We start from the raw sequence: 11,072 nt of genomic DNA on the forward strand, positions 1-11,072 counted from the left end.
CACCGGATTTTGCCTTAACTTACACCAGTGTCAATAGCTCGACGGCGCTTCCAGAACGGCCTGGCGCTGCCCGACTGCAACACGCCGCGCCGGAACAGGCGCGCGCCGACGATGATGAAGATCGCCACCCACAACAGCTGCCAGCCGAGCGCAAGCAGGTGCGGCCACAGCTCCGGCCGATTGGCCGCGCGACCGGCCATCGCGAACGGCGATGAGAGGGGAAAGGCTTCGGCGAACAGCGCCAGATTGCTGCCCGGCCGCGACGCCGCGGCGGTGGAGAGTGCGAACATGCCCACCTGCAGGATGGTGATGGGCAGCGACAGCATCTGGATCTCGCGCATCGTCGAGGCCTGCGCGCCGACGCCGAGGAAGACGGAGCCGAGCAGCAGATAGGCCATCGAAAAATACAGGCAGAACAACAGCGCGAAGGTCGGCCCCCCGATCGCCGGCGCCAGCTCGCCCAGCCCGGCCGCGAACGCCGGCGGCATCAGCGCGCCGACCTGCCCCACCACCGTGGCCCAAAAGGCGACGAACAGCACCGCGACGCCGAACATGCCGAGCAGCTTGCCCAGGAACACCGCCTCCAGCGGCACGGCGGCGGCGAGCACCTCGATCACCTTGTTGTTGCGCTCCTCCGCCATCGTCCCGACCACCTGGCCGGCGAGGAACAGGGTGAGGAAGAAGATTCCGAACACGGCGAGAAAGGCGGACTGGTTGCGCCCGCCCGCGGAGGCGCGGGGGCGCTGCATCGGGATCTTGACTGCCTCGACCCGAGGTAGGGTGCCCCCGGTCGCCTGCGCGGCGAGCGTCGATTGCGCGAGCAGCTGCAGGTAGCGGGCGCTGCGGTCGCCGCGTGGGCCGTAGAGGATGTGTGGGCGGTCGAGCGGGCCGAACAGGACGGCGGAGGCGTCATACTCTTTCGTGGCGAAGGCAGCGCGTGCCTGCGCGGCCGGGTCGCCGCTCGGGCGCAGGGTGGTGAGCGTCGCCGGCGCCTCGTCGCGGACGCGAAAGCCGCTGCGCAAGCCCGCATCGACCTGTGATAGCGAGCGCGCGACGGCGTCGGGCACGATGGCGACGATGCGCGCCTTGTCGGCCGATCCGGACGCGACCGACTGCGCGCCCATCCCGCCGATCGCGCCGAACGCGCCCATGATGACGGGGGCGAACAGGAACAGCAGGAAGACCGGCGTGAAGACGGTGGCGATGAAATCGCGGCGGGCGATGGTCAGCGTCTGGCGGGCGAGGCGGCGGAGGTTGGTCACTTGTTCGCCTCCTCCCTAAGGTTTTCTTGGCCGACGATGCGGACAAAGGCGTCGTGAAGTCCCGGGCGTTCGATCTGGAGCCCGGCGATGCCGTGGCCGGCGGCGATCAGCTGACCAAGCAGCGTCTCGATGCCGGCGGCGGGAAGCTGAAAGCGCCAGCTGTCGCCGTCGCGCACCGCGTCGGACGGCAGCAGCGCGCGCGCCGCGTCTGCGTCCGAACGCGGCGTGTAGCGGACCTTCTCCGGCAGCATCGCGCGGGCGTCGTTGACCGTCCCTTCAAAGCGGCGCTTGCCGCCGGCGATGATCGCCAGCCGGTCGCACAGCCGCTCCGCATGCGCCATGACGTGGGTGGAGAAGAGCACGGTGGCGCCGCGGTCGCGCTCGGCGAGGATCAGCCGCTCCAGCCCTTCCTGATTGACGGGGTCGAGGCCGGAAAACGGCTCGTCGAGCACCAGCAGGTCGGGTTTGTGGACGACCGAGCCCAGCAGCTGGACGAGCTGTGCCATGCCCTTGCTGAGCTTCCTGATCTTGGTGTCGGTGGCGTGGCCGAGCCCGGCGGTCTCGAGCAGCTCGACGGCGCGGGCGCGGCCAGTGCGCCAGGGCAGGCCACGCAGCGCGCCCATGAAGGCGATCGCATCCTTGGCCTTCATCGCCGGATAGAGCCCGCGCTCCTCGGGCAGATAGCCGACGCGGTCGCTGGCTTCGCGGGGATGGGCGTGGCCGAGCAGCGTACGGGTGCCGCCGTCGGGCTCGATGATGCCGAGCAGCATGCGCAGCGTCGTCGTCTTGCCCGCGCCGTTGGGGCCGAGCACGCCATAGATGCGGTTGCGCGGCACCATCAAGTCGACGCCGTCGACGACGCGGCGATCGCCGAAGCGCTTGATCAGTCCGGTGGCGGTGATCGCCCAATCATCTGCCACGCTAACCGCTACCCTCGCTTGTCGCCTGCGTGGTAGCGGGCGGGGGTGGCGCAAGACAAGCCTTTGGGACAGCGGATCAAGGCTAAAGCCGCCGAGCTGGGCTTCGCGGCGTGCGGGATCGCGCATGCCGACGCGGCGCCGCTGGCCGGCGAGCGGCTGCGCCAGTGGCTGGCGGAGGGCCGGCACGGCGACATGATTTGGATGGAGGAACGCGCGCATCACCGCGTCTCGCCGGCGGCATTGTGGCCGGAGGTCCGGTCGGTGATCTCGCTGGGGATGAGCTATGCGCCCGCCGACGATCCGCTGCGGCTGGCCGACGAGGGCGGGGTGGGGCGCATCTCGGTCTATGCGCAGGGGTCCGACTATCATGACCTGATCAAGAGGCAGCTCAAGGCGCTCGGGCGCTGGCTGGCGCAGGATGCCGGGTGCGAGCTCAAGGTCTTTGTCGACACCGCGCCGGTGATGGAGAAGCCGCTGGCCGAGGCGGCGGGGCTGGGCTGGCAGGGCAAGCATAGCAATCTGGTCAGCCGAGAGCATGGCAGCTGGCTGTTCCTCGGCGCGATCTACACGACGCTGGACTTGCAGCCGGATCTGCCCGGGCGGGATAGCTGCGGATCGTGCGACGCCTGCCAGCGCGCGTGCCCGACCGAAGCCTTCCCGGCACCTTACCGGCTCGATGCGCGGCGCTGCATCTCGTACCTCACGATCGAACATGCCGGGCCGATCCCGGTCCCGTTCCGGCGCGCGATCGGCAACCGCATCTATGGCTGCGACGACTGTCTGGCGGTGTGTCCGTGGAACAAGTTCGCCGCCGCTGCACGGGCGCAACTGGCGTTCCACCCCCGCGCCGAGCTGGCGGCGCCGATGCTCGCCGATCTGTTGGCGTTGGATGATGCCGGGTTCCGTCAGGTCTTCGCGGGCTCACCGATCAAGCGGATCGGGCGCGATCGGTTCGTGCGCAACGTGCTGGTCGCCGCAGCGAACAGCGGTGATCCGGCGCTGGCCGAGCCGGTGCGCGCGTTGCTCGACGATCCGGCGGCGGTCGTGCGGGGCGCGGCGGCGTGGGCGTTGGGCCGGCTCGATCCGCCGCTTTGGGAGCGGGACCGGTCCGCGCGTCTAAGCGTTGAAGCCGATGAGCAGGTTCGCGCGGAGTGGGCTACTCCTCCCGGCTGCGGGAGGGGCTAAGGGAAGGGCGCTCCGTGAGCGGTGACACTAGTGACAAGCCCTCCCCCAACCCGTCCCGCAAGCGAGAGGGGAGATCAGTTGGCCCCCTCCCGCACGCGAGAGGGGAGTTACTTGCCGCCTTCGCGCCGGGTCAGCGCGGCGACGCAGCTGGCGCGGTCGATGGGGCGACCGTCGGGCTGGCGGGTGTCGAGCCAGGTGACGCGCGCCGCTTCGCTGCCCTTGGGGTAAAGGTACGCATCGAGCACGCAGATGCCGCTGGCGAACTGGAGCTTGCGGCCCGAGCCCTCGCGGACGTCGGCGTCGGGTTGGCCGAACAGCCGGAGCAGGCCACCGGCGTCCTGGCCGATCACCCGTTCCAGGCCGACTGCCGCATAGCGCGTCGGCGGGGCGCCGACCGCCGCCGGTCGCGCGCCGCCGGTGCACGCCGCCACGCCCAGGGCCATTGCGATCGTTCCTAGCGGCTTGCTCATGGCCTCGCGACTATCGCGCCACGCCTCCCGAGGCTAGAGGGCCGGCTTTCCTATATCCGGAGCCTGCCTTGACCCAGCCTCGTTATGACGTGACCGCCATCGGTAACGCCATCGTCGACATCCTTGCCCGCGCCGAGGACGACTTCCTCGCCGCCAACGGTATGACCAAGGGGCAGATGCAGCTGGTCTTCTCCGCCGAGGAGGCGGACGCGCTCTATGCCAAGATGGGGCCGGGGCAGGAGGTGTCGGGCGGCTCGGCGGCCAACACGATCGCCGGCCTGGCGGCGCTGGGTTCCGCCTGCGGCTTTGTCGGACAGGTCGCCGACGACCAGCTGGGGCAGGTCTTCGCGCACGACGTCCGGGCCGCCGGCATCCGCTACGATACGGCCTCTCGTCCCGGCGCGCCGACTACCGGGCGCTGCCTGATCTTCGTTTCGCCCGACGGGCAGCGGACGATGAACACGTTCCTGGGCGCATCGCACTACCTGCCCGCCGAGGCGCTGGACCGCGACCTGATCGCGGACAGCGCGTACCTTTATCTCGAAGGTTATCTCTGGGATCCGGAGGAGCCGCGCGCGGCGATGCGGGTGGCGATCGACGTCGCGCGGGCGGCGGGGCGCAAGGTCGCCTTTACACTGTCGGCGGAGTTCGTGATCGACCGGCATCGCGCCGCGTTCCACGAGCTGATCGACGCCGGCCTGATCGACCTGCTGTTCGCCAACGACGCCGAGCTGATGTCGCTGGCCGAGACCGATGACCTGGAGGCCGCGATCGCGATGCTGGCGCCCAAGGTGGCGACACTGGTCGTGACGCTGGGCCCGGACGGGGCGATGGCGATCGTCGGCGGCGAGCGCACCACGGTGCCGGCGGAGCGAGTCGATGCGGTCGTCGACACGACCGGCGCGGGCGACCTGTTCGCCGCGGGCTTCCTGCACGGTCAGGTCACGGGACGCAGCATCGGCGACTCGCTCAGGCTGGGTGCGATCTGCGCGGCGGAATGCATCGGCCATATGGGACCGCGCCCGGTCGCGGACCTGAAGGCGCTGGTCGGGTAACCTGAGGCAAGGCCGCCACGCAGTCGAATTCCGTAACATCGGACGGGTGCGGCGTTGCCGACCCGGCGGCCGGCCCTGCGAGTATGGCGCCTAGCTCTCGCTAGACGCCATACTCGCGACGGCTCAGGGTTGAGTGCCGACGGGTGCCGGGAACTCGCTCATGTCGGCGACTTTGTCCTGCGGCTCGCCCTTCTGCAGGTTGGAGTTGTGCATCCCGTAAAGGAAGTACACCACCATCGCGCCGAGCATGTACCACAGAAAGATCTTCAGCACGTCCCACGGCACGGTCTGGATCAGGTAGGCGCAAGACAGGATGCCCAGCACCGGCAGCACGGGATAGAGCGGCACGGAGAAGCCGCGCGGCAGCTCGGGCGCGGCGCGCCGCAGGTAGATCACCGACAAACAGACGATCGCGAACGCCGCCAGCGTGCCCACCGACGTCATGTCACCGAGCACGTTGATGTCGAAGAACCCCGCTGCCACCGCGGTGAGAACGCCGACCAGGATGGTGTTGATGTACGGGGTCTTGAAGCGCGGGTGGACCGTGGCGAACACGCGCGGCAGCAGGCCGTCGCGCGCCATGGTGTAGAAGATGCGCGTCTGGCCGTACATCAGCACCAGCACGACCGAGGTCAGACCGATGATCGCGCCGACCTTGATGATCTTGGCGAGCCAGCTCCAGGTCGGGCCGAACGCGTCGACCACCACCGCGACCGGATCGGGCACGTTGAGCGTGCTGTAGGGCACCAGCAGCGTCATGATCGCCGCCACCAGCATATAGATCACGGTGCAGACGATCAGCGAACCGAGGATGCCGAACGGCATGTCCTTTTGCGGGTTCTTGGCTTCTTGGCCCGCGGTTGAGACCGCCTCGAAACCGATATAGGCGAAGAACACGATGGAGGCGGCGCGCATGATGCCGTCGACGCCGAATTTCCCCTCGCCCTGGTTCTCCGGGATGAACGGCGTCCAGTTGGTCGCCACCAGCTCGCTGAAGTTCGACAGCACGATCAGCCCGCCGACGACGATGAAGGCGGCAAGCACGCTGACCTTGATGGCGACGATGGCGTTGTTGACCTTTGCCGATTCCGACACGCCGCGGATCAGCAACCCGGCGAGCGCCAGGCAGATCAGAAAGGCGGGGAGGTTGAACAGCGTGGTCACGGTCTGGCCGTTGACCAGCACGGGCGCGCCATCCTTCATCAGCGTGTACCCGGCCGGGCCGGTGAATTGCGGCGGGATGACGAGGCCGAAATCCGCCAGCAGGCTGACCACATAGCCGGCCCAGCCGACCGCGACGACCGACGCCGCGAGGCCGTATTCCAGCAACAGCAGCGCGCCCATGATCCAGGCGACGAACTCGCCCAGCGTGGTGTAGCCATAGGTATAGGCGGAGCCCGACACGGGTAGCGTCGAGGACAGCTCCGCGTAGCACAGGCCGGCAAAGGCACAGACGATGCCGGCAACGACGAACGACAGCAGCACCGCCGGCCCGGCATGGAGCGCAGCGGCGCTGCCGGTACGGACGAAGATGCCGGCGCCGATGATGCAGCCGACGCCCAGCAGCAGCAGATTCCATTTGCCGAGCGTCCGCTTCAGCTCGCTGGTCGCGGTCTCGCGCTGAACCTGCGCGATCGATTTGCGCGCGAACATGCGCTGCAGCACCGTCCGTTGTGGCGGCATGGTCGCCATGAACTCTTCCCCTTGTCGCCGGTCGGCCGGCCGCTGGTCTGGATGGGCGAAAGCCTAGAGCGAAAACGCCTCCGTGCAATCCCTTATCGCGCCGGGTTCCACGCGCGTCAGCGTGCGATCATCGCCCCGAGCGGCTGGCCGCCGAACAGGTGGACGTGGAGGTGCGGCACCTCCTGTCCGCCATGCGGCCCGGTGTTGGCGAGCAGGCGGTAGCCCGGCCGGGCCAGGCCCTGCGCGCGCGCGACCTGGCCGACGGCGCGGATGAAGCCCGCGATCTCCGCGTCGGACGCGCGCGCCGAGAAGTCGTCCCAGGAGACATAGGGACCGCGCGGGATCACCAGGATGTGGACCGCCGCGGCCGGCGCGATGTCGTGGAAGGCGATTGCCCACTCGTCCTCGTACACGCGGCGCGAGGGGATCTCGTCGCGCAGGATGCGGGCGAAAAGGTTGGCGGGATCATAGGGCTGGGTGGCGTCGATCGGCATGGGTCGGTGGTCCTGTGGGTCGGCTCGAAAGGTCACACTAAGTTCACGCTATCCGGCAGACATGTCGCCCGGCCATCCTGCGCCGGACCGAGGGAGGGGTAAGCGGACGCGCCATGGCGGCTCTTATGCCGAACGCGGGCTTGTAGGACAGCGCCACGTCACCTCGGCCGGGACGCTTTCTCGGTCAGCCCGCCCGTGCCCTGCCGCCGCGTCAGTTCCTCGCGCACGTCGTCCAGACGGAGCCCTGCGTCGGCGAGCAGCACCAGCAGGTGATAGAGGAGGTCGGCGGCTTCGGGGACGATCTTCGCCGGATCGTTCCCGCAGGCGGCGATCACCGTCTCGATCGCTTCCTCGCCGAGCTTCTGGGCGATCCGGGTGCGGCCGGCGGCGAAGAGCTGGGCGGTGTAGCTGCCTTGTGTTCCACGACGGGCGCGGATGGTGGCTTCGAGGCGGTCGAGGATGTCTTCAGTCACCCGTCTTGGGTGCCGGAGGCGGGGAGGGTGGTCAATCCTTGCCGCTGAAGCGGCGGCGGAGCGCGCGGCGGACGAACCAGACGGCGAGGACGGCGACCGCGAATAGCACGAGGTCGGAGAGCTCAGGCGCCGTGCGGGGGCGGACGACGCCGGTGTGGCCGTGGGCGACGGTGAGGGCGGGCATGGAGCGAGCCTAAGCCCGACGCATGACCATCGGGTTAGCACTTACATCTTCCCCGGCGCAGGCCGGGGCCCAGGTGCGAGGTGCGAGGTGCTCGATGGAGAAGGTTGAACTTCGATCGTCAGCGCGTGGCGACTGGGCGCCGGCCTGCGCCGGGGAAGATAGCAGGCGCTGCTACCCTTCTGATAACGGCGTTCGCACCGGCACCCCGGCCGCGGCCAGGGCGCGGTGGGCGTCGGCGATGGTGGCCTCGCCGAAGTGGAAGATGGAGGCGGCGAGGACGGCGGAGGCGTGGCCTTCCACCACGCCGGCGACGAGGTGGTCGAGGGTGCCGACGCCACCGCTGGCGACCACGGGCACCTCGACGCGGTCCGCGATCGCGCGGGTGAGGTCGAGGTCATAGCCGTCGCGGGTGCCGTCGCGGTCCATCGAGGTGACGAGCAGCTCGCCGGCGCCGAGCCGGGCCAGCCGGACGGCGTGGGCGACCGCGTCGATGCCGGTCGCGTGCCGGCCGCCATGGGTGAAAACCTCCCAACTCTCGCCGCTTCGCCGGGCGTCGATCGAGGCGGTGACGCACTGGCTGCCGAAGCGTTCGGCGATCTCGGCGACGACCTCCGGCCGCGCCACGGCGGCGGAATTGACCGCGACCTTGTCGGCGCCCGCGAGCAGCAGCGCGCGCGCATCGTTGGCGGAGCGGACGCCACCGCCGACGGTCAACGGCATGAAGCAGACGGCGGCGGTGCGGCGGACGATGTCGAGCAGCGTGCCGCGCCCTTCATGGCTGGCGGAGATGTCGAGGAAACACAGCTCGTCCGCCCCGGCAGCGTCGTAGGCGCGGGCCTGCTCGACCGGGTCGCCGGCGTCGCGAAGCGAGACGAAGTTCACGCCCTTGACGACGCGACCGTCGGCGACGTCGAGACAGGGGATGACGCGAGCACGGAGGGTCATGCATTCCTCTCCCGCTTGCGCGAGGGGCTAGGGGAGGGGTTGTCAATCACGGCTAGTGGACATGCCCTCCCCCAACCCCTCCCGCAAGCGGGAGGGGAGCTACGCCGCGCTTGCTACATTGAGCGCGGCGGCGAGGTCGAGGCGGCCGTCGTATAAGGCGCGGCCCGTAATGACGCCTTCGATGCCGTCCTTGGCATGGAGTGCGAGGACGTGGATATCTGCTATACCCTTCACCCCGCCGCTGGCGATCACCGGGATGTCGACGCCGCGGGCGAGATCGACGGTCGCCTCGACGTTGCACCCCTTGAGCAGGCCGTCGCGACCGACATCGGTGAACAGCACCGCCGCGACGCCGGCATCCTCGAAGCGGCGGGCCAGATCGACCGCCGAGGTGGTGGAGACCGCGGCCCAGCCCTTGGTCGCGACCATGCCGTCGCGGGCATCGACGGCGACGACGACCCCACCGGGGAAGTCGCGCGCGGCGCCGCGGACGAACTCCGGATCGTCGAGCGCGGCGGTGCCGATCACGACTCGCGACACGCCAAGGTCGAACCAGCCTTCGACCGACTCGCGGGTCCTGATGCCGCCGCCGAGCTGGACGTGGCCGGGGAAGCGCTCGACGATCGCGCGGACGGCATCGCCGTTGACCGAAATGCCGGCAAAGGCGCCATCGAGGTCGACGACATGCAGGTGCTGCGCCCCGGCCTGGGCGAACAGCATCGCCTGCGCGGCGGGGTCGTCACCATAGACGGTGGCGCGGTCCATATCGCCCTCCGCCAGGCGCACGACCTGGCCCGCCTTGAGGTCGATGGCAGGAAAGACGATCAACGACAAAGACTTAGGGCCGCCATTGGAGAAAACGTTCGAGCAGAGCGATGCCGTAACGCTGGCTCTTCTCCGGATGGAATTGCACGCCGAGCAGATTGTCGCGACCGATCGCCGCCGCCACCCGGCCGGCGTGGTCGGTCGTGGCAATGACGCCGTGCCCCTCGAACGCATAGCTGTGGAGGAAATAAGCCTCGCCGGGCTCGATCAGCGAGTGTTCGGCCAGGGGTACGACGTCGTTCCAGCCCATGTGGGGCACCTTGGCTGCCATCGTATCGGGTTGCAGCCGGCGGACGCGGCCCGCGAGCCAGCCGAGGCCGCGATGCTCGCCGAGTTCTTCGCCGGCGTCAGCCATCAGTTGCATGCCGACGCAGATGCCGAGGAACGGCCGTCCGCGATCCAGCACCACCTCGGCAAGCGACGACTCGAGGCCGTCGATCGCGCGCAACGACGCCGCGCAGGCGCCGAACGCGCCGACACCGGGGAGCACGATGCGATCGGCCCTGCGCACCGCATCGGCGTCGGCGGTGACGACCACGTCCGCCGCCCCTGCCGCAGCGAGTGCGTTGGCGACGGAGCCGAGATTGCCCGACTGGATGTCGATCAGCGCGAGATTCATCTCCCCTCCCGCGCGTGAAGGGGGTCGGGGGAGGGGTCGGGGGAGGGAGTGTCACAGGACTCGACAAGCCCTCCCCCGGCCCCTCCCGCGCGCGGGAGGGGAGCCGTCAAAGCACACCCTTTGTCGACGGAATCGCATCGGCCTTGCGCGGATCGATCTCGACCGCGGTGCGAAGAGCACGGGCCAAGCCCTTGAAAGCACTCTCCGCGATGTGATGGTTGTTGTCGCCGTGCAGCGTCTCGACGTGGAGCGTGATGCCGGCGGCCTGCGCGAAGCTGTGGAACCAGTGCCTGAACATCTCGGTGTCCATCTCGCCCAGTCGCTTCTGGCTGAATTCGGTCTTCCAGACGAGCCAGGGGCGGCCGGAGATATCGAGCGCGACGCGCGTCAGCGTCTCGTCCATCGGGCTGAGCGCATCGCCGTAGCGACGGATGCCGCGCTTGTCGCCGAGCGCCTTGGCCACCGCTTCGCCGATCGCGATGCCGGTGTCCTCGACGGTGTGGTGCTGGTCGATGTGGAGGTCGCCCTGGGTGCGGACGTGGAGGTCGATCAGCGAATGGCGGCTGAGTTGCTCTAGCATGTGATCGAAAAAGCCGACGCCGGTCGCGACATCGTACACGCCGGTGCCGTCGAGGTTCACCGTCACCGCAATGCGGGTCTCGGCGGTATTGCGGGTGATGGTGGCTTGTCGCATCGCCGCGCCCTCATAGCGGCCACGCTAACCCATGCAACTTGACCGGGCATCAAAGCGCGCTACCCAAAGGGGATGACCGACGGCCTGCCCGACAGCCTGATCCCCTATGACGAGATCGTGCAGGAAGCGCTGCGTGCCGTGGTCGGCCGCGTGCTGACCACCGTGGCGGAGAATGGCGGCCTGCCGGGCGAGCATCATTTCTACATCACCTTCAAGACGCAAGCACCCGGCGTCGACATCCCCCGCCGGCTGGTCGAGCGCTT

14 protein-coding genes are annotated in these 11,072 nt (G+C 69.1%); 3 read left to right on the top strand and 11 right to left on the bottom strand.

Annotated features, from left to right (window positions below; genetic code table 11):
• Window positions 1-14: 14 nt before the first annotated feature.
• Together VFQ64_RS14400 and VFQ64_RS14405 are read right to left on the bottom strand one after the other, a co-directional pair.
• A complete protein-coding gene (locus VFQ64_RS14400) occupies window positions 15-1,262 on the bottom strand; it encodes an ABC transporter permease (protein ID WP_325104037.1) in 1,248 nt (415 codons plus the stop codon).
• Window positions 1,259-2,182, bottom strand: coding sequence for an ABC transporter ATP-binding protein (locus tag VFQ64_RS14405; RefSeq protein ID WP_325104038.1), 924 nt, complete (start codon window positions 2,180-2,182; stop codon window positions 1,259-1,261). Before VFQ64_RS14405 ends, VFQ64_RS14400 begins: the two co-directional genes overlap by 4 nt.
• Before the next feature lie 45 nt (window positions 2,183-2,227).
• Between VFQ64_RS14405 and queG the strand changes: the two genes are divergently transcribed.
• Entirely contained in the window at window positions 2,228-3,367 is a 1,140-nt protein-coding gene (gene queG, locus VFQ64_RS14410) for a tRNA epoxyqueuosine(34) reductase QueG (protein WP_325104039.1), read from the top strand.
• 107 nt (window positions 3,368-3,474) lie between these two features.
• Here the strand turns inward: queG and VFQ64_RS14415 are convergent, their stop codons facing one another.
• Complete coding sequence (locus VFQ64_RS14415) at window positions 3,475-3,837, bottom strand: hypothetical protein (protein ID WP_325104040.1); 363 nt, start codon at window positions 3,835-3,837, stop codon at window positions 3,475-3,477.
• Between the two features lie 68 nt (window positions 3,838-3,905).
• Between VFQ64_RS14415 and VFQ64_RS14420 the strand changes: the two genes are divergently transcribed.
• Window positions 3,906-4,892, top strand: a complete 987-nt coding sequence (locus tag VFQ64_RS14420) for an adenosine kinase (RefSeq protein WP_325104041.1) — start codon at window positions 3,906-3,908, stop codon at window positions 4,890-4,892.
• Window positions 4,893-5,015: 123 nt separating this feature from the next.
• Here VFQ64_RS14420 and VFQ64_RS14425 read toward each other — a convergent pair whose 3' ends face one another.
• From VFQ64_RS14425 to hisB, 8 genes are all read right to left on the bottom strand, one after another.
• Window positions 5,016-6,584 carry an amino acid permease gene (locus VFQ64_RS14425; RefSeq protein WP_325104042.1) on the bottom strand — a complete coding sequence of 523 codons (1,569 nt, stop codon included), beginning with the start codon at window positions 6,582-6,584 and terminating at the stop codon, window positions 5,016-5,018.
• A gap of 107 nt (window positions 6,585-6,691) precedes the next feature.
• A complete protein-coding gene (locus VFQ64_RS14430; protein WP_325104043.1) occupies window positions 6,692-7,069 on the bottom strand; it encodes a histidine triad nucleotide-binding protein in 378 nt (125 codons plus the stop codon).
• 158 nt (window positions 7,070-7,227) lie between these two features.
• Window positions 7,228-7,542 (bottom strand): phosphoribosyl-ATP diphosphatase, encoded by a 315-nt coding sequence (locus tag VFQ64_RS14435; protein WP_325104044.1) that lies wholly within the window; start codon window positions 7,540-7,542, stop codon window positions 7,228-7,230.
• A 31-nt stretch (window positions 7,543-7,573) separates the two neighbouring features.
• Window positions 7,574-7,726, bottom strand: coding sequence for a hypothetical protein (locus VFQ64_RS14440; RefSeq protein ID WP_325104045.1), 153 nt, complete (start codon window positions 7,724-7,726; stop codon window positions 7,574-7,576).
• 171 nt (window positions 7,727-7,897) lie between these two features.
• Window positions 7,898-8,671, bottom strand: coding sequence for an imidazole glycerol phosphate synthase subunit HisF (hisF, locus tag VFQ64_RS14445; RefSeq protein ID WP_325104046.1), 774 nt, complete (start codon window positions 8,669-8,671; stop codon window positions 7,898-7,900).
• 99 nt (window positions 8,672-8,770) lie between these two features.
• On the bottom strand, window positions 8,771-9,505 hold the full coding sequence (gene hisA / locus VFQ64_RS14450) for a 1-(5-phosphoribosyl)-5-[(5-phosphoribosylamino)methylideneamino]imidazole-4-carboxamide isomerase (protein ID WP_325104047.1): 735 nt from the start codon (window positions 9,503-9,505) through the stop codon (window positions 8,771-8,773).
• Window positions 9,506-9,509: 4 nt separating this feature from the next.
• Complete coding sequence (gene hisH / locus VFQ64_RS14455; RefSeq protein WP_325104048.1) at window positions 9,510-10,115, bottom strand: imidazole glycerol phosphate synthase subunit HisH; 606 nt, start codon at window positions 10,113-10,115, stop codon at window positions 9,510-9,512.
• 106 nt (window positions 10,116-10,221) lie between these two features.
• Window positions 10,222-10,809, bottom strand: coding sequence for an imidazoleglycerol-phosphate dehydratase HisB (hisB, locus tag VFQ64_RS14460; protein WP_325104049.1), 588 nt, complete (start codon window positions 10,807-10,809; stop codon window positions 10,222-10,224).
• Between the two features lie 72 nt (window positions 10,810-10,881).
• Between hisB and VFQ64_RS14465 the strand changes: the two genes are divergently transcribed.
• The coding region (locus tag VFQ64_RS14465; RefSeq protein WP_325104050.1) for a ClpXP protease specificity-enhancing factor SspB at window positions 10,882-11,072 on the top strand (191 nt) is incomplete at its 3' end.

Origin of the sequence: Sphingomonas sp. (assembly GCF_035714405.1) — a bacterium.
Classification (GTDB): domain Bacteria; phylum Pseudomonadota; class Alphaproteobacteria; order Sphingomonadales; family Sphingomonadaceae; genus Sphingomonas.